General features: G+C 68.3%; 20 protein-coding genes and 2 riboswitches. Of the genes, 14 read left to right on the top strand and 6 right to left on the bottom strand.

The genetic code is table 11. The features are described 5' to 3' along the window. Nucleotides 1–48 precede the first annotated feature (48 nt). The 6 genes from ABFX18_RS01450 to ABFX18_RS01475 all read left to right on the top strand — a co-directional run bounded on the left by ABFX18_RS01450 (nt 49) and on the right by ABFX18_RS01475 (nt 4282). Nucleotides 49–435: a hypothetical protein gene (locus ABFX18_RS01450; RefSeq protein ID WP_346057135.1), complete on the top strand. Its 387-nt coding sequence runs from the start codon at nt 49–51 to the stop codon at nt 433–435. Nucleotides 436–518: 83 nt separating this feature from the next. Further along, complete coding sequence (locus tag ABFX18_RS01455; protein WP_346057136.1) at nt 519–1358, top strand: CPBP family glutamic-type intramembrane protease; 840 nt, start codon at nt 519–521, stop codon at nt 1356–1358. Nucleotides 1359–1562: 204 nt separating this feature from the next. Continuing rightward, nucleotides 1563–1865: a hypothetical protein gene (locus ABFX18_RS01460; RefSeq protein WP_346057137.1), complete on the top strand. Its 303-nt coding sequence runs from the start codon at nt 1563–1565 to the stop codon at nt 1863–1865. Further along, nucleotides 1862–3118, top strand: coding sequence for a DUF6973 domain-containing protein (locus ABFX18_RS01465; RefSeq protein ID WP_346057138.1), 1257 nt, complete (start codon nt 1862–1864; stop codon nt 3116–3118). Before ABFX18_RS01460 ends, ABFX18_RS01465 begins: the two co-directional genes overlap by 4 nt. Nucleotides 3119–3183: 65 nt before the next feature. Beyond that, the gene (locus ABFX18_RS01470) at nt 3184–3651 is read left to right on the top strand and encodes a hypothetical protein (protein ID WP_346057139.1); all 468 of its coding nucleotides are present in this window, start codon (nt 3184–3186) and stop codon (nt 3649–3651) included. 163 nt (nt 3652–3814) lie between these two features. Next, nucleotides 3815–4282, top strand: a complete 468-nt coding sequence (locus tag ABFX18_RS01475) for a hypothetical protein (protein ID WP_346057140.1) — start codon at nt 3815–3817, stop codon at nt 4280–4282. Between the two features lie 25 nt (nt 4283–4307). On the opposite strand, the gene aroQ is transcribed toward ABFX18_RS01475, so the two are convergent. Beyond that, nucleotides 4308–4775 (bottom strand): type II 3-dehydroquinate dehydratase, encoded by a 468-nt coding sequence (gene aroQ / locus ABFX18_RS01480; protein WP_211648756.1) that lies wholly within the window; start codon nt 4773–4775, stop codon nt 4308–4310. A gap of 101 nt (nt 4776–4876) precedes the next feature. Here aroQ and trmB point away from each other — a divergent pair, with 101 nt between their 5' ends. The 3 genes from trmB to ABFX18_RS01495 are packed head-to-tail and all read left to right on the top strand — an operon-like array spanning nt 4877 to nt 7572. Then, nucleotides 4877–5665 (top strand): tRNA (guanosine(46)-N7)-methyltransferase TrmB, encoded by a 789-nt coding sequence (trmB, locus tag ABFX18_RS01485; protein ID WP_346057141.1) that lies wholly within the window; start codon nt 4877–4879, stop codon nt 5663–5665. Next, on the top strand, nt 5662–6576 hold the full coding sequence (locus tag ABFX18_RS01490; RefSeq protein WP_346057142.1) for a hypothetical protein: 915 nt from the start codon (nt 5662–5664) through the stop codon (nt 6574–6576). Before trmB ends, ABFX18_RS01490 begins: the two co-directional genes overlap by 4 nt. Before the next feature lie 36 nt (nt 6577–6612). Further along, nucleotides 6613–7572, top strand: coding sequence for an NAD(P)H-dependent flavin oxidoreductase (locus ABFX18_RS01495; protein WP_346057143.1), 960 nt, complete (start codon nt 6613–6615; stop codon nt 7570–7572). Between the two features lie 24 nt (nt 7573–7596). On the opposite strand, the gene ABFX18_RS01500 is transcribed toward ABFX18_RS01495, so the two are convergent. From ABFX18_RS01500 to ABFX18_RS01520, 5 genes are all read right to left on the bottom strand, one after another. After that, complete coding sequence (locus ABFX18_RS01500; protein ID WP_336662540.1) at nt 7597–8325, bottom strand: FadR/GntR family transcriptional regulator; 729 nt, start codon at nt 8323–8325, stop codon at nt 7597–7599. Nucleotides 8326–8335: 10 nt separating this feature from the next. Next, nucleotides 8336–9127 (bottom strand): 3-oxoacyl-ACP reductase, encoded by a 792-nt coding sequence (locus ABFX18_RS01505; protein ID WP_090150619.1) that lies wholly within the window; start codon nt 9125–9127, stop codon nt 8336–8338. Between the two features lie 64 nt (nt 9128–9191). After that, nucleotides 9192–10547 (bottom strand): aldehyde dehydrogenase family protein, encoded by a 1356-nt coding sequence (locus ABFX18_RS01510; RefSeq protein ID WP_200331498.1) that lies wholly within the window; start codon nt 10545–10547, stop codon nt 9192–9194. Beyond that, nucleotides 10544–11353: a gamma-glutamyl-gamma-aminobutyrate hydrolase family protein gene (locus ABFX18_RS01515; protein WP_346057144.1), complete on the bottom strand. Its 810-nt coding sequence runs from the start codon at nt 11351–11353 to the stop codon at nt 10544–10546. The genes ABFX18_RS01510 and ABFX18_RS01515 overlap by 4 nt, the downstream gene beginning before the upstream one ends. Continuing rightward, a complete protein-coding gene (locus tag ABFX18_RS01520) occupies nt 11334–12704 on the bottom strand; it encodes a glutamine synthetase family protein (protein ID WP_346057145.1) in 1371 nt (456 codons plus the stop codon). Before ABFX18_RS01520 ends, ABFX18_RS01515 begins: the two co-directional genes overlap by 20 nt. Nucleotides 12705–12970: 266 nt before the next feature. On the opposite strand from ABFX18_RS01520, the gene ABFX18_RS01525 reads away from it, so the two are divergent. From ABFX18_RS01525 to ABFX18_RS01545, 5 genes are all read left to right on the top strand, one after another. Further along, complete coding sequence (locus ABFX18_RS01525; RefSeq protein ID WP_200331502.1) at nt 12971–14521, top strand: amino acid permease; 1551 nt, start codon at nt 12971–12973, stop codon at nt 14519–14521. A 129-nt stretch (nt 14522–14650) separates the two neighbouring features. Continuing rightward, nucleotides 14651–14752: riboswitch (glycine riboswitch) on the top strand. 1 nt (nt 14753) lies between these two features. Next, nucleotides 14754–14855: riboswitch (glycine riboswitch) on the top strand. Between the two features lie 48 nt (nt 14856–14903). Continuing rightward, entirely contained in the window at nt 14904–17759 is a 2856-nt protein-coding gene (gcvP, locus tag ABFX18_RS01530; protein WP_346057146.1) for an aminomethyl-transferring glycine dehydrogenase, read from the top strand. An 11-nt stretch (nt 17760–17770) separates the two neighbouring features. Beyond that, nucleotides 17771–18883: a glycine cleavage system aminomethyltransferase GcvT gene (gene gcvT / locus ABFX18_RS01535; RefSeq protein ID WP_428833614.1), complete on the top strand. Its 1113-nt coding sequence runs from the start codon at nt 17771–17773 to the stop codon at nt 18881–18883. A 76-nt stretch (nt 18884–18959) separates the two neighbouring features. Further along, nucleotides 18960–19346, top strand: a complete 387-nt coding sequence (gcvH, locus tag ABFX18_RS01540) for a glycine cleavage system protein GcvH (protein ID WP_346057148.1) — start codon at nt 18960–18962, stop codon at nt 19344–19346. Nucleotides 19347–19365: 19 nt separating this feature from the next. Further along, nucleotides 19366–20793, top strand: a complete 1428-nt coding sequence (locus ABFX18_RS01545) for an L-serine ammonia-lyase (RefSeq protein ID WP_346057149.1) — start codon at nt 19366–19368, stop codon at nt 20791–20793. The last annotated feature ends 116 nt before the right edge of the window (nt 20794–20909 follow it).

Raw genomic sequence — 20909 nt, forward strand, 5'->3', positions numbered from 1 at the left:
CCGCCGACATCCGCGTCCCGTCTTCCGCTCGGTTGCTAGGCTCGCAGCATGACCCTTCCCGAAACGTGGATCGCGCACCGCCGAGAGGACCGCGAGCCCGTGGGTTGGATCGAACCCGTCGGCGACGGGTTCGTCCCCTACGACCTGCTGGGTCGCCCGCGGTCGCCCGAGCCGATCGACTGGCTCGCGGCCGAGGAACTGCTCGAGGCACTCGGGATCGGGTACCTCGCGGATGCCTACGCCTTGCGCACCGAGAGCGGGGAGTGGATCCGCGTACGCATCGTCGAGGCGTCTGCGACAGGAATCGGGGTCAAGGAAGACGACTTCGGCGACATCGGGGCCCCGGTCTCCGCGTACCGGGTGCCGTTTCCCATCGATGACCGACTCGTCCCGTTAGCGGCGGCCCCCGGCCCCGTGCGCAGTCGCTTCCTCTGATGCCGGCACCGGAGTCGGCGCAGCGCCCGGAAACGCGGCGCCCGAGCCCCCTCGCGATTTCGGCGGCAGTCTGCGTGTGCGCCATGGCGCCTGTCTGGTTCGTGCTCCACTGGATCTGGGCAGGGATCGCCCTCGGCGTCATCGGGCTCGCGCTGGCAGCGCTCGCGGGTCGGACGCGAGACGGGCGCGCTGCGCCGCACGTGCTCATGCGGGTGGGCTTCGAACCGGACCGGTCGCAGCGGCCGCCGTCCCTGCTGCGCGACCTGTCGCTCATCGTCATGGGTCTCGGAGTCGTCCGCTTGATTCCGCTCGCCGCTCACCTCGACAACTGGTCGATGGTGAAGTTCACGCTGGCGCTCGGCGGCGCCGTCGCGCTGCCCTACGTCGTCTCGCGCTTCGTCTACCGCGATCGGGCGACGAGCTTCCCCTGGCGGGGCGCCGGGTCGGCGCGGGGTGAGCGCTGGGGTCCTTATCACTGGGCGTGGCTCGTCGCCGTGATCGTGCTCGCCTGGGTGATCCTGCCCTGGTACTTCATCTCCTCAGGCGTCTACACGAACTGGCCGGTCGTCGACACCCCGGAACTCGTGGCGCGACTCTTCGTCGGGGTGGGCGCGGTCGGCATCTGGGACGAGCTGTTCTTCATCTGCACGGTGTTCGCCGTGCTGCTGCGGCACTTCCCGGTGTGGCTGGCGAATCTGCTGCAGATGGTCGTCTTCGTGTCGTTCCTCTGGGAGCTCGGGTACCGCTCGTGGGGGCCGCTGCTCACGATTCCGTTCGCACTGATCCAGGGCATCATCTACCTGCGCACGCGTTCACTCTCGTACGTGGTGACGGTGCACCTGCTCTTCGACGCCGTCGTCTTCGCGGTGCTTGTGCACGCGCACCAGCCGGATCTCTTCGACTGGTTCCCGACGGCGCCGTAGCGGGAGCCGGCCTGAGCACGGTCTGCTTCTGTCGAATCGGGGGGGGGCGAGGCCGGGCGCGGAGTGGAACGTGAATGCTCTCGGGTACTCTGCTATACCTTGATACGGGGGTGGCTCGAAAAAGGAGTACCCCATGCGACGTGCGACGAAGGACACCCGCAGCGTGCCGAATTCGCTGCAACCACGAATCACGCGAGGTGGCTGGTGAGCGGGCGCGTGTCGTTCGTCGCGGACCTCGTGCGGTCTCGCGCCGAGGCGCTCCAGCGCTCTGCGCACGACGTGACCGCCGCCGATGCTCCACTGGGGCAGGAGTCTGGCGTGCCCGAACTCCGCGGAGTCGACGCGGCGTTCTCTGACGTGGGTGCAGCGGTCGGGATGCTGTGCCGAAGCACCGGTGAGGCGCTCGCTGCTGCCGGAGATCATCTCGCCGATGCTCTCGCCGAGATGATCTCGGTCGAGCAGGACATCGTGGACATCATCGCCCGAGTTCTCGGCGGGTTCTCATGAGCGGGTTCTTCGAGTCTCGTCTCGAGGTGATCGCACGTGCGCCGCGTTACGGTGACGAATGGGCGCACTCCGCGGCACGCGTCACGTTCGAGAGTGCGGCACGCACCTGGCGGAAGGCCGCGGCTGATCCAGGTTTCACCGGGAAGACAGGAGCGGCGGCATCAGCGGCCTTCGCGACGAGCGCGTCGCATCTCCTCTCGCACGTCGAGGAGCTCGCGCGACTTCCATCGCTGGTGAGTGCAGCCAATGCCACGCTCGACGAAGCCTGGAATCTACTCGACGCGCTCCCGCCGACATTGCACGCCGAGCACGCGCTCGCCTTGGCGGTCGCTGACGTCGCACGCGGAGGCGCGATCGCATCCTCGACGACGGTGAAGACCGCCTACGCCCGGCTTCGTGTCGCTCAGACGGCGCGGGAGGCGGCAGCGCAGGCGGCGCACGCGAAGCTCGTCGCCCGTTTGCAGCACACTCAGCAGTCGCTGCACGCCGTCGCTGCGACACTGGGGTTCACCAGCACCGGCGCGGCAGGCGGTGGTTCGCGTGACAAGCCGAGCCTCGAGGAGATCCTCGTGAAATACCAGGTCGCCGACGATCCGCGCGACGGCGGAGAACTGCGTTTGTGGGCGCCCTGGGGCATCCCGCACGGGATCGTGCGATGGCTGATGGAGCGTCTGGGCTTGAATTTCAACATCAAGATGACGGCGAAGGAGAAGGACATGCTGGAGAGCCTGTGGGCGTGGGACCTCAAGGACGCCTACGAGGTTCAGAAGTCTGCGCAGTCAGTTGCCGCCGAGAGATTTCCGAGTGGTACGGGCCGGCCGGGCAACTACGACCGGAACGATGCGTTTCGCCACACCTACTGGTCCGCGCTGTTGACAAGGCGTTTCGGGCCCGACTGGGCAGAGGAATTCACGAGTGCGCACGAGGGGTACGGCAGCAACCCCGGCCCGGCTGAAGCGATGGATCTCTACAACAATGAAGTGGGCCGCACCTTCGCACTGCAGCATCCGCACGTGAGTGACGAGGAGCTCGCGGAACTCGTCGAGCGTGCAGCGAGAAACGGCGACCTCATCACCGTCGGTGATGACGGACGACTCCGATGGAGTGACTACGAGGGAGCGCACCCTGAGCCAAAGTCCTTTGATGAACTGTCTGGTAGAGACAGCCTTCCAGGCAGGGATCGTGCAGAGTTCGGGATCGATGATCGCAGGAAGACCCCGATTCCTCGGTCAGGAAGTGGGTACTGGCAGTGATAAAACTATTTGCGAAGCGTCACCTGGGCCGGAAGGCGGCTGCGTGCGTTGCAAGCGTCGCACTCGTGAGCACAGCGGGGTGCGCCGGCGTGATCGAGAGCGACGCTGCGAGAGCACGCGCCGACGACTTTGATGCGGCGTTGCGGCAGGCGTGTGCCTCGGGTGAGATCGTGCCGGCGACGTCGTTGATACCGGAGCAGTGGGATCGGATGCTGGTGGTGGGCCCGGGCACGTACGGCTACATGGTGAACAATATGCTGGGGTTCGAGTACACCAACGAGAACAGTTTCTACGGTTCGAGCGAGTCCGGTTTCCTGTTGAACGGCGACCGGAAGGTCGTCGAGTTCTCCTATCAGTACGTGAGCGACAATCCGCCGGTGGAAATGCCTGCGCCCGGTTACGTGTTCGAGGCGGACTCGTTGCACGTGACGCCGAAATCGGAGACGCCGGAGTCGATGCAGCGATGGCTCGAGCATCGGAACTTCGACTGCATCCTGCTGTCTTCGGACGATGAGGAGGCTTACAGTCATTGATTAATGCTGCTCGGTGCCAAACGCTTTACGCCCTTCCGGCCGCCGGAGATCGCAGGAAGACCCCGATTCCTCGGTCGGGAAGTGGGTACTGGCAGTGATAAAACTATTTGCGAAGCGTCACCTGGGCCGGAAGGCGGCTGCGTGCGTTGCAAGCGTCGCACTCGTGAGCACAGCGGGGTGCGCCGGCGTGATCGAGCGTTTCGAAGCGCCTGCTCGGGCGGACGACTTCGATACGGCGTTGCGGCAAGCGTGTGCCTCGGGTGAGATCGTGCCGGCGACGTCGCTGATCCCGGAGCAGTGGGATCGGATGCTGGTGGTGGGCCCGGGCACGTACGGCTACATGGTGAACAATATGCTGGGGTTCGAGTACACCAACGAGAACAGTTTCTACGGTTCGAGCGAGTCCGGTTTCCTGTTGAACGGCGACCGGAAGGTCGTCGAGTTCTCCTATCAGTACGTGAGCGACAATCCGCCGGTGGAAATGCCTGCGCCCGGTTACGTGTTCGAGGCGGACTCGTTGCACGTGACGCCGAAATCGGAGACGCCGGAGTCGATGCAGCGATGGCTCGAGCATCGGAACTTCGACTGCATCCTGCTGTCTTCGGACGATGAGGAGGCTTACAGTCATTGATTAATGCTGCTCGGTGCCAAACGCTTTACGCCCTTCCGGCCGCCGGAGCGGGTGACGCGCCCAGCAGTGCCGCGATCCGGCGCACCGCGAACTCGTACCCCTGCACGCCGCATCCCACGATCACGCAGGCCGCGACGCCCGAGAGGTAGGAGTGCTGGCGGAACTCCTCGCGCGCGTGCACGTTCGAGATGTGCACCTCGGCGGTCGGCAGCTCGACTCCGCTGATCGCGTCGCGGATCGCGATCGACGTGTGCGTGAACGCGCCCGGATTGATGATGATCGCCGCGCAGTCCTCGCGCGCCGCGTGAATCGCGTCGATGAGCTCGCCCTCGTGGTTGCTCTGCACGGCGCGCACCTCGAGCGAGAACTCGGCGGCGACGCGCGCTGCGAGCGACTCGACCTCGGCGAGCGTGTCCGTGCCGTAGACCTCGGGCTCCCGTGTGCCGAGCAGATTGAGATTGGGTCCATTCACCAGCAGGATCCGTCTGGTCATCATGCGCTCCTTCGCTCGGGCACGGTGTACAGCCGTCTCCATGCTACTGCCCGATCACCTCCGGCTTTGCCCCGGGCCGCAGCCCCGACTACCGTTATGGGGTGACCGAGCAGCAGCCACTTCCGCCCAAGAGCTTCGACCCGACGACCTTCCGGGAGAAGCCGGTCTCGTTCGTGCGGCGGAGCGGTCGCATGACGCCGTCGCAGGAGCGGGCGTGGGCCGATCATGCTGAGAAGTACGTGCTCGATATCGCGCACGGCCCCGCGGCGACCAGCGTCGCCGATGGGGAGACCGGCGACCCGGAGCAGATCTTCGGGCGGACGGCGCCGCTCATCGTGGAGGTGGGGTCCGGGCAGGGGCATGCGATCCTGCACGCATCGCAGACCCGGCCGGACACGAACTTCCTCGCGATCGAGGTGTTCCGCGCGGGGCTGGCCCGCACCATCATCCGGGCAGAGGTGGCGGGCGTCGAGAACCTGCGCCTCGCAGAGGTGAACGCGCCGGAACTGCTCGAGAAGTACCTGCCAGCAGGCTCGGTCGACGAGATCTGGGTGTTCTTCCCGGACCCGTGGAAGAAGGTGCGGCACCACAAACGGCGTCTGGTGAATGATGACTTCGCGCGCGTGGCCCGTCGCGCGCTGCGGCCCGGCGGCGTGCTGCGGCTCGCGACGGACTGGGAGAACTACGCCGAGCACATGCGGCAGGTGCTCGATGCCGCCGAGGGCTTCGAGCGCGACTTCTCGGGGGAGTGGGCCGAGCGCTTCGACGGGCGCATCCTCACCGCGTTCGAGGAGAAGGGCATCGACAAGGATCGCCGGATCCGCGACCTGACGTACCGTCGCGGGACGGCGACATCCGCGATGACTGCGACGATCGAGGAGACACCATGAGGACCGCCATGAGGCGCGGAGGAATCGTCGCGGCGGCCATCGCGCTGATGGTGGGCGCGGCGGGGTGCACGGCGCTGATTCCATCGGTCACGGACGACGCCGTGCCCGCCCCGGCGCCAACGTCGCAGGCCGAGCAGAGCCTGGACGGCGCGTGCGAGACGGTGAATGCCGAATGGGGATTCGCTCTCGACCCGTGGGTGGCCCTCGAAGCGGATACCGAGAGCAAAGATTTCGAGAGGAAGCGAACGGAGCACCAAGCGGTGATCTCCACCCTGCAAGACATCGCCGACCGCGTCGACGTTTCCGAACTGCACGACGCCCTTGACGCGTCGATCAGTGCGCATCAGCAGTACGCCGACACCATTTGGACGGGCCTCGGTGATATTCCAGAAGGGTACGTCGCCAACCCCGACGACCCTGCGAATCTCGTCCTCATTCTGGGGAAGCAGAAGAGCGCCTTCGAGCAGCAGATGTCCGATGCCGACGTGCGGCGCTACGAATTGTGCGGCGTGATGCAGAGCGGTCAAACTGCAGCGCAGGCGTGCGAGGTCGCCAATGGTGACTGGGTCGATGCCGGCCTGGTGTTCAGCGGCGCCTCCAATGCCGCGGCGAGGGGTGACGTCGCCGCGGCGCAGCTCCAGGCGGCCGACGGGCTCGCGCAGCTCACGGCGGCGCTGGCGCAGGTGACCGATCCCGAGGCTTACGCGGAGATGGCGCGCATGTATGACGCCTACGAGACGTACTACGAAGACGTGGTCACCACTCTGCTCACGGAGGAGCAGGCGCTCCAGCTCCCTGCCGACGAGCTCGATGCGTACATCGCCGAAGCAGACGCAGCGTTCACCGTCTGGGACGAGGCGCTGACCGCTGGCGAGGAACGGCTGTCGACCTACTGCGCCGGCCAGGAGTAGTTTCCGGCGCGACCGTGCGGCGGTAGCCTGGGCGGCATGAGCAACGGCAGACTCACCGACTGGGCCCGTTCCCTGGGACTGTCCACCCCGATCGTGTGCGCACCCATGGGGGGTGTCGCCGGCGGACGACTGGCCGCCGCCGTGTCGCGAGCGGGCGGGCTCGGGATGATCGGCATGGGCAGTGCGGGTTCCGTCACCGCACTCGAACGGGAGCTCGGGGCTCTCGGAGACGGAATCGGCGCCGGTGGAGCGCCGTTCGGCATCGGGCTGGTCGCCTGGGGAATCGCGCGGGATCCCGAGCTGTTCGAGCGCGCGCTCGCCGCAGGGCCAGCGCTCGTCTCGGTGAGCTTCGGCGAATGGGGCGACGCGCACGCCGACGCGTCGTGGGTCGAACGGGTGCACGCCTCCGGTGCCATCGCCGTGACGCAGTCGGCGACGGTCGACGAGGCGATGCGCGCCGCGGCCGCCGGCGTCGATGCGATCGTCGCCCGCGGCCGGGAGGGCGGCGGTCACGGCGATCATCAGCACCCGCGGGATGCGCTGCTCGCCGAGATCATCGCCGCCGTCGACGCTCCCGTACTCGCAGCAGGGGCGATCAGCACGTCGAGCGATGTGGCCAGGGTGCTCGACGCCGGCGCCGCGGGAGCGTGGGTCGGCACCGCATTCGCCGCGTGCGATGAGGCGCTGACCCCGCCGCCGGCTCGGGACGCGCTGCTCCGGGGATCCGCCGCCGACACGCTGGTCACCCGGGTCTACGATGTGGCGCTCGAGCGGCCCTGGCCGGAGCGCTTTCCGGAGCGGCTGCTGCGCACGCCCTTCATCGATCAGTGGCATGGGCGCGAGGACGAACTCGCGGGCGACGCCGAGGCGCGCTCCGCGTTCGCGGCCGCCGCAGCGGCGGGCGATTACTCGATCGTTCCCGTCGATGCCGGCGAAGGGGTCGGGCATCTCACGCGCGTGCGATCAGCGTCGGAGGTCATCGCGAGCCTGCGCTGAGCCGTGCGGAGCGCGGTCGCCCTCTCAGTGCCTCGTGAGGAACCCGCGCAGCAGCGCGGAGGAGCCTTCGACGTGCTCGAGCATCGCCTCCGCCGCCGACTGCGGTCGCCCGGCGAGAATCGCCGACACGATCGCTTCGTGCTGATCGTTCGAGTGCACGATGTTGGGCTGCAGCATCGGAATCGCTTCGAGCAGCGCATTGACGCGCGTGCGCAGGTTGGCGACGAGCGGTACGAGGCTCGTGGAGCCCGAGAGCTCGGCGATCAGCAGGTGGAGGCGCGAGTCGAGCCGTCGGTGATCCGCCGCTTCCGAGCTCGAGCACTCCTCCAGCGCGTGAGCGAGCGCGGCCCGCTCCTCCGCGGAGAGCTCTCGCCCTGCCGCTTCGCGGGCCGCCCCCACCTCGAGCACGCGGCGCAGCGTCGTGACGTCCTCGATCTCCGCAGCGCTCGGCAGGGTCGCGGAGCCGCCTCCCAGCGCGGAGTCCTCGGGAATGCGCTCGGCGACGAAGGTGCCGCCGTACCGGCCTCGCCGAGAGACGACGTATCCGGCGTCGGCGAGCGTCGCGAGCGCCTCGCGCACCGTGTCGCGGCTCACCTTGAGCATCGTCGCCAGGTCGCGCTCCGCCGGGAGCCGCTCGCCCGGACCGATCATGCCGAGGCGGATCGATTGCAGCAGCCGCTGCATCGTCTCCTCGTACGCATTGGTGGGCCGCGCCGCCCTGATGAGCAGCTCGATGCCCTCTGCCGCTTCCATCGTGCGGCGCTCAGAGCGGCGTCGTGTACGCGCTCGTCAGCCCGCCGTCGACGAGGAAGGTGGAGGCGGTGATGAAGGAGGCGTCGTCGCTCGCCAGGAAGGCGACGGATGCGGCGAGCTCCTCCGGCTGAGCGAAGCGGCCGACGGGAACGTGCACGAGACGTCGGGCGGCGCGCTCCGGATCCTTCGCGAAGAGCTCCTGCAGCAGCGGAGTGTTCACCGGCCCGGGGCAGAGCGCGTTCACGCGGATGCCCTGCCGCGCGAACTGCACGCCGAGCTCGCGCGTCATGGCGAGCACGCCGCCCTTCGACGCGGTGTACGAGATCTGCGAGGTGGCCGAACCCATGATCGCGACGAACGAGGCCGTGTTGATGATCGATCCGGATCCCTGCGCCGTCATGTGGCGGAGCGCCGCCCGCGAGCACAGGTAGACGCTCTTGAGATTCACATCCTGCACCTTCTCCCACGCGGGCAGTTCGGTGACCTCGATCGAGTCGTCGTCGTCCGGGGAGATGCCGGCGTTGTTGAAGGCGATGTCGACCGCGCCGTACTCGCGCGCCGCCGTGTCGAAGAGATGGTTGACCTGCGCTTCGTCGGTGACGTTCACCTTGACGAAGAGGCCGTCGACTGCGGCGGCCGCCGCTGCGCCGCTCGTCTCGTCCATGTCGCCGATGACGATGCGCGCTCCTTCGGCGCGCATGCGTCGGGCAGTGGCGAGACCGATGCCGCTTCCGCCGCCGGTGATGACGGCGACCTTGCCGGCGAGGCGCTGCGTGAGGTCGATGGGGGTGATGTCGCTCATGACGGATCCTTCCTGAGGAAAGCAGGGTACAGCGTGGGAGATGCGGGGACGGGCGGGCCCGGGGTTACTCGCTCGCGAAGAACACGTTCTTCGTCTCGGTGAAGTGCTCTGCCGCGTCAGGGCCGAGCTCCCGCCCGAGCCCCGACTGCTTGAAGCCGCCGAAGGGCGTCGTGTATCGCACCGAGGAGTGCGAGTTGACCGAGAGGTTGCCGCCCTCGACGCCGCGGGCGACGCGGATGCCGCGGCCGAGGTCGGACGTCCAGATCGAACCGCTCAGCCCGAAATCGGAGTCGTTCGCGAGGTGCAGCGCGTCGGCCTCGTCTTCGAAGGGCAGGACCGAGACGACCGGCCCGAACACCTCCTCAGTGGCGATGCGCGAGCCTCGCTCGGGAGTGACCACCGTGGGAGCGAACCACGCGCCCGGCCCGTCCGGGCAGGAACCCCGGAACGCGACGGGCACGTCGTCGGTGAGGAAGCCGGCGACGCTCTCGCGGTGCGCCTGCGTGACGAGGGGCCCGACCTCCGTCGATTCGAGCGTCGGATCGCCGACCCGCACACCCTGCACAGCCCGTTCGAAGTGCTCCATGAAGCGGTCGTAGACGCTGCGCTGCACGAGCAGTCGGCTTCGGGCGCAGCAATCCTGGCCGGCGTTGTCGAACACCGAGTACGGCGCGGTCGCTGCGGCCCGCTCGATGTCGGCGTCGGCGAACACGATGTTCGCGCTCTTGCCGCCGAGTTCGAGCGTGACCCGCTTCACCTGATCGGCGCACCCAGCCATGATGCGCTTGCCGACCTCGGTCGACCCCGTGAAGACGACCTTGCGCACCGACGGATTCGTCACGAAGCGTTCGCCGACGACCGAACCGCGCCCGGCCAGCACCTGGAAGAGGCCCTCCGGCAGTCCCGCTTCGAGCGCGAGCTCGCCGAGCCGCAGGCTCGTGAGCGGCGTCCACTCGGCCGGCTTCAGCACGACGGCGTTGCCCGCGGCGAGCGCCGGGGCGAAGCCCCACGAGGCGATGGTCATCGGGAAGTTCCAGGGCGTGATGACGCCCACGACGCCGAGCGGTTCGTGGAACGTGACGTTCATGCCTCCCGCGACGGGAATCTGCTGGCCGATCAGGCGCTCGGGCGAGCCGGAGTAGTATTCCAGCACGTCGCGCACGTGCCCGGCCTCCCACCGCGACTGGGTGATGGGGTGACCGGAATTGGCGGTCTCGAGTTGTGCGAGGTGCTCGACGTCGGCATCCACCGCGTCGGCGAATCGTCGGAGCACGCGAGCGCGGTCGGCGGGTGCGACGGACGCCCAGTCGCGCTGAGCTCGGACCGCGTGCGCGATCGCGGCGTCGGTGGCGTCGACGTCGAGGTGGGCCACCTCGGTGACCGGGGCTCCGGTCGCGGGGTTGATGACGGTGTAGCTCACGGCTGCTCCTTCGATGCGTGCTCGGATGACGGGACGGGTGACGGGATGACGCTCTCGCGCCGGGAACGGTACGTCGCCGCGGCTGAGACGAGGCCGGCGAAGAGCCGGCGATCCTCACGGTTCTCCTCTGGATGCCACTGCACGGCGACCCCGAAGGGCAGGGCGTCGATCTCGATCGATTCGATGATGCCGTCGACGGTGCGACTGGTCGCGGTGAGCCCGTCGGCGAGCGCATCGATCGCCTGGTGGTGATACAGGTGCGCGCGGGCGTTGCGGTCATCGCCGAGCAGCTCTCCGATGCGCGACCCGGCGTCGACCTCGACATCGATCTCCGTGAACACCCCCTGGCCGGCCTGGTACCGGTCGTCGCCGACGACGTCGGGGAGATGCTGGATCAGCGTACCCCCGAGCTCGACGTTGATGACCTGCGCTCCCCGGCAGATGCCGAGCAGCGGGAGCTGCGCGTCGATGGCCGCTTCGAGCAGCGCCGCCTCGAACGCGTCGCGGTCGGTGCGCGGAGCTCCGGTGCGCTCGTGGGGATCGGCCCGGTAGCGCGCAGGATCGACGTCGGCGCCGCCCGAGAGGATGAGCCCGTCGAGCCGAGAGACGATGCCCCGAGCGACACCGGGCGCGACCGGTTGCGGGGGCAGCACGATCGCGACGCCGCCGACATCGGTGACCGCATCGAGATACACCTGCGGGAGGAAGGAGGCCGGGACATCCCAGACCCCCGTCTGAGCCTGCTCGAGGTAGCTCGTGATGCCGATGAGCGGCGGAGCCGGCGCGTCAGAGTCGTTCGAAGCCACGGACCCGCTCCCAATCGGTGACGGCGGCGTCGTAGGCTCGCACTTCCACGCGAGCCGCATGGGTGTAGTGCTCGACCACCTCGTCGCCGAAGATGTCGCGTGCGAGCGAGGACTGCTCGAAGAGGTCGGCCGCCTCGCGCAGGGTGGTGGGAACCCGGGCGACGTCGCTCGTGTAGGCGTTGCCCCGGAGCGGCTCACCGAGTTCGAGCTGCTGCTCGATGCCCGCGAGGCCGGAGCCGAGCATGCCTGCGACGGCGAGGTACTGATTCACATCGCCCCCTGGCACGCGGTTCTCCACGCGCATGCCCTGGCCGTGCCCGACGACGCGGAGCGCGCAGGTGCGGTTGTCGTGGCCCCACGCGACCGCGGTGGGCGCGAAGCTGCCGTCGACGTAGCGCTTGTACGAGTTGATATTGGGTGCGTAGAGCAGCGTGAACTCGCGCATCGCCGCGAGCTGCCCCGCGATGAAGTGGCGGAACGTCTGCGACATGCCGTCGGGAGCGTCGTCGTCCGCGAAGACCGGGTCTCCTGCGGTGTTGCGCAGGCTCGCGTGCACGTGGCAGCTGTTGCCCTCGCGCTCGTTGAACTTCGCCATGAACGTGATGCTCTTGCCGTGCTTCTCGGCGATCTCCTTCGATCCGCTCTTGTAGATCGAGTGGTTGTCGCACGTCGGCAGTGCGTGCGTGTAGCGGAAGGCGATCTCCTGCTGCCCGAGGTTGCACTCGCCCTTGACGCCCTCGCAGTACATGCCCGCGGCGTCCATCGAATTGCGGATGTCGCGCAGCAGCGGCTCGATGCGGGTGGAGCCCTGCAGAGCGTAATCCGTGTTGTAGTCGCTCGCCGGAGTGAGGTCGCGGTAGCCGCTGCGCCAGGCGCTGCGGTAGTCGTCGTCGAAGACGAGGAACTCGAGCTCGGTGCCGATGAAGGGTACGAGGTCGTGCGCGGCGAGGCGATCGATCTGGTGCTTCAGGATCTGGCGCGGAGACACGGAGATGGGGGAGTGGTCGCTCGCGAGCGTGAGATCGGCCATGACGAGGGCGGTTCCGGGCAGCCATGGGATGCGTCGCAGCGTGTCGAGGTCGGGGATCATCGCCATGTCGCCGTAACCGCTCTCCCAACTCGTCAGGGCGTAGCCGTCGACGGTGTTGAGCTCGACGTCGACCGCGAGCAGATAGTTGCAGCACTCGGCGCCGTGCGCCATGACGTCTTCGAGGAAGAGCCGCGCCGAGACGCGCTTGCCGACGAGGCGTCCCTGTATGTCGGTGAACGCGACGATGACGGTGTCGATCTCGCCGGCGGCGACCGCTCCGCGAAGTTCTTCGGGGGTGAGATTGCCGCTCGCGGGAATCATGTGCTCTCCTTGTGCTCGACGTCGAGGTGAGAATGCGTGCTCCGCCTGCCCGGCGCCTCAGCGCTGAAAAGGTAGGTTTGAAGACCATTACATCATGAAGTCCCAGGTTCGATGCAAGCTCTCCGCCGCAGCCAGCGCACAAAGGTGGTTGCAAACGACCAATAGCTCGCTATAGTCGGCAGTGGCGCACCGCTCAGCCGATTCCCAGCGACGGGCATCGCAACGCAGCATCTCGTATCCATCACACCGTAGTGAAAGAGGTCGACATGGCCAAGGACACCCTGAAGGTTTCAGGTGCCACGTACACCACCGCAGAGTCGGGGTACTTCGAGAAACGCAAGCTCAAGCGATCGGCCGGCGTGTGGGGGCTCTGGGGCCTCGCCGTCGGCGCCGTGATCTCCGGCAACTTCTCCGGATGGAACTTCGGCATCGAGGCCGCCGGATTCGGCGGCATGCTCATCGCCTTCGCCATCCTCGTGGTCATGTACTACGGGCTCATCTTCTCGATCGGCGAGATGGCGGCCGCGATGCCGCACACCGGCGGCGCGTACTCCTTCGGCCGGGCGGCGCTCGGCCCGTGGGGCGGGTTCGTCACCGGTCTGGCCGAGACGATCGAGTACGTCGCCACAACCGCGGTGATCGTCTACTTCTCCGCGGGGTACGCGAACGGCGTCACCGAGGGGCTCATGGGCTTCAGCCTGCCGACGTGGCTCTGGTGGATCATCCTCTACGCCGCCTTCGTCGGCCTGAACACGGCCGGCGCGGCCATCTCACTGAAGTTCGCCATCATCGTCTCGCTCATCTCCATCGGAGTGCTCGTGCTCTTCGCCGTCATGGCGCTCGCGAGCGGAGCCATGAACTGGGGCAGCCTCTTCGACATCGAGCCCGACCCGGGCCAGAGCCTCTTCCTGCCGCACGGCGTGCTGCCGATCCTCTTCGCCATGCCGTTCGCGATGTGGCTCTTCCTCGGCATCGAGGAGCTGCCGCTCGCCGCCGAAGAATCGCACAATCCCGTGCGCGACATCCCGCGAGCCGGGCTGTGGGCTCGCGGCACGCTGATCGTCACCGGCCTGCTCGTGCTGGTGCTGAACACCGGCGTCCTGGGATCCGAGACGACGGGAGTCGCCGGCGAACCGCTGCTCGACGGCTTCCGCGCGATCCTCGGCGACGACCTCGCGTGGGTCGCCGGCCTCCTCGCACTCTTCGCGCTCTTCGGCCTCCTCGCCTCGCTGCAGGGCATCATGTTCGCCTACGGGCGCAACATGTACTCCCTGTCGCGCGCGGGCTACTACCCGAGATTCCTGTCCCTCACCGGCAAGCGCCAGACCCCGTGGGTGGCGCTGATCGCCGGCGCGCTGATCGGTCTGGCCGCGCTGATCATCGTCGAGCTCACGGGTGGAGACAGCGGCGTGGGCGGCGCGATCGTGCTCAACATCGCCGTCTGGGGCGCGGTGCTCGCGTACTTCATGCAGATGCTCTCCTTCGTCATCCTTCGACGCAAGTATCCGAACGTGAAGCGCCCGTACCTGAGCCCGTGGGGCGTGCCAGGCGCCATCATCGCCGCCGTCATCTCGGCGCTCATCTTCGTCGGCTTCCTGCTGAACGAGACCTTCCGGCCCGCCATCATCGCCATCGTCGTCGTCTACGTTCTGGGTCTGATCATCTTCGGCGTCTATACGCGCCACCGGCTCGTGCTCTCCCCAGAGGAGGAGTACGCGGTCTCGGGGGGCCTGCACGGCGATCCGCAGAGCGACGGGTACGGCGGAACGGTCGAGGATCAACTGCTCGCGATGGACGGGAGAGACGAGGATCGCTGATGCGCCGCTCGGGGCGGGCGCTCACCCGCCCCGAGCCGCTCCGACGGCGACCGCGATTCGGCGCTGGAACGTCCGCGCCGCGATCCCGCCCCGATGCTAGAGTGAGCACACATTGTGAATACCGGCCATCAAGTTGTGGCGGGAGAGTTCAGGGCAGAACGATTCGACCCTGGCGCCGTAGGAGCAATCCCTCCCCGGGAATCTCTCAGGCCCCCGTACCGCCCCAGCACGGCAACTCTGGAAAGCAGCTGACGCGTGCGTCGGCTCACCGACGGTGCAAGGGACCCGCTCTGGCGGCGACCGAATCTCTCAGGTCCCATACAGAGCGGGGAGGATCCCAGTACATCCGCGCGTTCGCGCGCGACAGCCCTCGGAGATCCTCGTGACAGCCCTTTCCGCACCCCGCACCTTCCCCGATCGACACATCGGGGTCACCGACCCGGCGCATGTCGCGACGATGCTCGCCGAGCTCGGCTACGAGTCGCTCGACGCACTCGTCGACGATACGGTGCCTGCCTCGATTCGCAAGTCCGAACCCCTCGACCTGCCCCAGGGCCGCAGCGAAGAAGAGATTCTCGCCGACCTCCGGGCGCTCGCCGCGAAGAACGTCGTCAAGACCCAGATGATCGGACAGGGATTCTCCGGAACGCACACTCCGCCCGTCATCCGGCGCAACGTGCTCGAGAGCCCGGCCTGGTACACCGCCTACACGCCGTACCAGCCCGAGATCTCGCAGGGGCGTCTCGAGGCGCTCCTGAACTTCCAGACGATGGTCTCCGATCTCACCGCTCTCGAGATCGCGAACGCCTCCATGCTCGACGAGTCGTCGGCCGCGGCCGAGGCCGTGCTGCTGATGCGGCGCGCCAATCGCGCGCCCGCCGCCGCACGCGCCGTGATCGACGCGAATCTCTTCCCGCAGACCATCGCGGTGATCCGCGGCCGCGCGGAAGCGCTCGACTTCGAGGTCGAAGTCGCCGACCTGTCGCAGGGGCTGCCCGAGGGCGACATCTTCGGCATCGTGCTGCAGCAGCCGGGCGACGACGGTGCCGTCGTCGATCATGCCGCAGTGATCGCAGCGGCGAAGGAGCGCGGCGCGATGGTCACGGTGATCGCCGACCTGCTCGCACTGACCCTCATCGTGCCGCCAGGGGAGCAGGGGGCCGACGTCGCCGTCGGCAACACGCAGCGTTTCGGAGTACCGCTCTTCTACGGCGGACCGCACGCGGCGTATCTCGCGGTGCGCTCAGGGCTCGAGCGGGCGCTGCCGGGCCGGCTCGTCGGCGTATCGAAAGACGCGGCCGGCCGCACCGCCTACCGTCTCGCACTGCAGACCCGAGAGCAGCACATCCGCCGTGAGAAGGCCACGAGCAACATCTGCACCGCGCAGGCACTCCTCGCCATCACCGCATCGATGTACGCCGTCTACCACGGCGCCGACGGGCTGACCGAGATCGCGACCCGAGCGCATCGACACGCGCGCACGCTCGCCGCCTCGCTCGCTGCGGCGAGCATCCCGCTCGCCGCGGCGTCCTTCTTCGACACGGTGCGGGCGAGCGTGCCGGGACGGGCCGACGAGATCATCGCGACCGCGGCGGAGCACGGCGTCAATCTTCGTCGGGTCGACGCGGACACGGTGAGCGTCTCCACCGACGAGACGACCACTCCCGAGCATGTCGCGGCCGTGGTGCGCGCCTTCGGGGCCGAGATCGTCGAGGCCCCCGAGGCCGAATCGGAGCGCTCCGGCTTCGCCGCGGAACTCACGCGCACGAGCGACTTCCTGACGCACCCGATCTTCACGACCATCAACTCCGAGACCCAGATGCTGCGCTACCTGCGTCGGCTCGCAGACCGCGACCTCGCGCTCGACCGCACCATGATCCCGCTCGGTTCGTGCACGATGAAGCTCAACTCCACCGCCGAGATGGAGGCGATCTCCTGGCCCGAATTCGCCGGGATCCACCCGTACGCGCCCGAAGACCAGACGCGCGGCTGGCGCGAGCTCATCGCCGACCTCGAGGGGCGACTCGTCGAGATCACCGGCTACGCGGGCATCTCGTTGCAGCCGAACTCGGGCGCACAGGGCGAGTACGCGGGTCTCCTCGCGATCCGCGGATACCATCGCTCGCGCGGCGACGACCAGCGCACGGTGTGCCTCATCCCCGCTTCGGCGCACGGCACGAACGCTGCCTCCGCGGTGCTCGCCGGGATGCGCGTCGTCGTCGTGCAGAACACCGAGACGGGGCACATCGACCTCGCCGATCTCTCGGCGAAGATCGACGCGCACCGCGACGAACTCGCCGCCATCATGATCACGTACCCCTCAACCTACGGCGTGTACGACGACGACGTGCGCGAGGTGTGCGACCAAGTGCACGAGGCGGGCGGCCAGGTCTACATCGACGGCGCCAACATGAACGCGCTCGTCGGCCTGGCCCAGCCGGGGCGATTCGGGGGCGACGTGTCTCACCTGAATCTGCACAAGACCTTCGCGATTCCGCACGGCGGCGGCGGGCCCGGCGTCGGGCCCATCGGGGTGGCCGAGCACTTGCTGCCGTTCGTGCCGAACGACCCGACGGGCACGTACTCGGTGAGCGGCGGCGTTCCCGTGGTCGCAACGCTCTTCGGCTCGGCCGGCGTGCTTCCCATCTCCTACGCCTACATCTCGATGATGGGCGCTGAGGGGCTCACCCTCGCGACGAAGACGGCGCTGCTCAGCGCCAACTACATCGCCGCGAGGCTCACCGAGCATTTCCCGGTGCTCTTCACCGGGGCGACCGGGCTCGTCGCGCACGAGTGCATCCTGGACCTGCGCGCGCTCACCGCTCAGTCTGGAGTGACGGCGGAGGACGTCGCGAAGCGACTGATCGACTTCGGGTTCCACGCCCCGACGCTGGCGTTCCCCGTCCCCGGCACACTCATGGTGGAACCGACCGAGTCCGAGGACCTCGCCGAGATCGACCGGTTCATCGAAGCGATGGTGACGATCCGTGCGGAGATCGACGCGGTCATCGCAGGCAGGATCGCGGTCGCCGAATCGCCGCTCCGTCTGGCGCCGCACACCGCGGAAGCGCTGATCTCCGGTGCATGGGACCGCGCCTACGGCCGGGAGCAGGGCGCCTACCCGGTCGAGGCGCTCCGAATCGACAAGTACTTCCCGCCGGTCGGGCGCATCGACGGCGCCTACGGCGATCGGAACCTGATCTGCGCGTGCCCCGCGCCCGAAGCCTTCGAGAACTGAGGATGATGACCATGAGCTCCCCGAAGCGGACCGCCCTGCACGCCGAGCACGCTGAGCGCGGCGCGGCATTCACCGATTTCGGCGGTTGGGACATGCCGCTCAAGTACGGATCCGAACTCGCCGAGCACCGCGCCGTGCGCAGCGCAGCCGGGCTCTTCGACCTCTCCCACATGGGGGAGATCCGCGTCGCCGGGCCCGATGCCGCCGTCTTTCTGAACACCGCCCTCGTCGGCAACCTCGGCGCCGTCAAGGTCGGACGGGCGAAGTACTCGCTGATCTGCGATGCCGACGGCGGGATCATCGACGATCTCATCAGCTACCGGCTCGCAGAAGACGTGTACCTCGTGGTGCCGAACGCCGGAAACACCGGCACCGTCGCGGCGGCCTTCGCCGAACGGGCGGACGGCTTCGACGTCGAGATCGAGGATCAGTCGGACGAACTCAGCCTCATTGCAGTGCAGGGTCCGAACGCCGCCGCGATCGTGCAGGCGCTCGTGCCAGAGGAACAGCGCGAGCTCGTGACGGGCATGAAGTACTACGCTGCCGAGCAGGCGGTCGTGGCCGGTCACCCCGTGCTGCTGGCCCGCACCGGGTACACCGGGGAGGACGGGTTCGAGCTCTACCTCCCCAACGCTGAGGCGGCGGATCTCTGGAACGCACTGCTCACCGCAGGGGAGCCGCAGGGTCTGATCCCCGCAGGTCTCGCCTCGCGCGATTCGCTGCGCCTCGAAGCCGGTATGCCGCTCTACGGCAACGAGCTCAGCCGCGAGGTGACGCCCTTCGAAGCGGGTCTCGGCCCGGTCGTCTCGTTCGTCAAGCCCGAGGCGTTCGTCGGCCGCGCCGCGCTCGAGACGCGCCGGGAGCAGACCCCCGAGTTGCAGCTCGTCGGTCTGCGCGGCGACGGCCGCCGCGCGGCGCGCTCCGGGTACGCAGTGCTCGCGGGTGACGACGCGGTCGGGCGCGTGACCAGCGGCCAGCCGAGCCCCACGCTCGGGTACCCCGTCGCCCTCGCCTACGTCGCACCTGAGCACGCCGCTGCCGGAACGCGCCTGCAGGTCGATCTGCGCGGCAAGGCCGAGCCGTTCACCGTCGTGGACCTGCCGTTCTACCGCCGTGGCCAGTAGCGCGCGAGCGCATTCCGCAGCAGCATCCCGCATCATCCCGATTCCACCCGCACCCGACAGATAGGAACTTCGCATCATGAGCAACGTCAAGACCGGACTCCGGTACTCCGCAGAGCACGAGTGGGTCACGAGCGACAGCCCGGCCGTCGTCGGCATCTCCGAGGTCGCCGCCGACGCGCTCGGCGAGATCGTGTACGTCGAGCTGCCCGAGGTCGGCGCCTCGATCACCGTGGGAGCCGTCGTCGGCGAGGTCGAATCGACGAAGTCGGTCTCCGAGATCTTCTCGCCGGTCGCCGGCGAGGTCGTCGAGGTGAACGAGGCCCTCGTCGCCGACCCGGCGCAGCTGAACGCCGATCCCTACGGCGCAGCGTGGCTGTTCAAGGTCGCCGTCACGGAGGAAGGGCCGCTGCTCGACGCCGAGCAGTACGCCGCCGACAACGACGCCGAGGTCTCCGGCGCCTAGGCGCATACGGAGCGCGCTCGTGGCCGTCAGCGTCTTCGACCTCTTCACGGTGGGCATCGGGCCGTCGAGTTCGCACACCGTCGGGCCGATGCGCGCCGCGAAGGAGTTCGTCGAGCGCATCGCGCGGAGCAGCGACGCCGGCAGCCGCGAACTCGGCCGCATCGCCTCGCTGCGGGTCGACCTCTACGGCTCGCTCGCGGCGACCGGCCACGGGCACGGCACGTTCACCGCGGTGCTCCTCGGGATCGAAGGGTTCGACCCGGAGACGGTGCTCCCCGAGCAGGTGGACGCCGCGCTCGACCGCTTGGAGCGCACTGGCGAGCTGCGGGTGGGCGAGCGGCTGGGCGGAGCCCCGACGATCCTGCGCTTCGCCGTCGGCGACATCGTGCTGCACCCCCTGACGCTGCTGCCACGGCACACCAACGGGATGCGCTTCGCCGCGGACGACGCCGCAGGCGCATCGATCGCCGACGAGACGTACTTCTCGGTGGGCGGAGGATTCATCGTGCGCGACGGCGCCGAAGCATCGCTGCACGACCGCCTCGAGGAGCGATCGGCGCAGCAGCCGTACCCCTTCACGACGGCGGCCGAACTGCTCGCGCACGCGGAACGGGCCGGCCTCACCATCGCCGAGGTGATGCTCGCGAATGAGCGGGTGCAGCGGCCGGAAGCCGAGATCTACGCGGGCCTCGCGCACATCTGGGACGTGATGGAGGCCTGCAAGAACTCGGCGCTCGAGCGCACGGGAGTGCTCCCGGGAGGACTCGAAGTGCGACGCCGTGCGCCGGAGTGGCATCGTCGTCTCACCGAACGCGATCCGCATCGCGACCCCGTGTACTGGCAGGAGTGGATCAACCTCGTCGCGCTCGCCGTCAACGAGGAGAACGCGACCGGCGGGCGCGTCGTCACCGCCCCGACGAACGGGGCTGCGGGGATCATCCCGGCCGTGCTCTTCTACGCCACGCACTACGCGCCGGGGGCTCAGACCTGGTCCGACGCGGAACGCCAGGGCGCAGTGGCCGACTTCTTGCTCGCGGCCGGCGCGGTCGGGGTGCTCTACAAGGAGCAGGCGTCGATCTCGGGAGCCGAGGTGGGGTGCCAGGGCGAGGTCGGTTCTGCCTCGTCGATGGCTGCGGCTGGCCTCGCCCAGGTGCTCGGCGGAACGCCGGAGCAGGTGGAGAACGCCGCTGAGATCGCGATGGAGCACAACCTCGGTCTCACCTGCGATCCGATCGGCGGGCTCGTGCAGATTCCGTGCATCGAGCGCAATGCGATCGCCGCATCGAAGGCCGTCAACGCGGCGAAGATGGCGCTCATGGGCGACGGCGACCACCACGTCAGCCTCGACCAGGTCATCGCGACGATGCGCGAGACCGGGCGCGACATGAGTGACAAGTACAAGGAAACGTCGATGGGCGGGCTCGCGGTCAACGTCATCGAGTGCTGAGGCCGGCGCCCGGGAGCGGCGTCGCTCGACGGGTGCGCGAAGGGGGGCGTGAATGTCGGTGGTTGCCGGTTGACTGGGGTCATGTTCTCCCTCACGATCGGCACCGTCCCGGCGGA

It is taken from the genome of Leucobacter alluvii, assembly GCF_039530485.1.
GTDB classification, from domain to species: Bacteria; Actinomycetota; Actinomycetes; order Actinomycetales; family Microbacteriaceae; genus Leucobacter; species Leucobacter alluvii.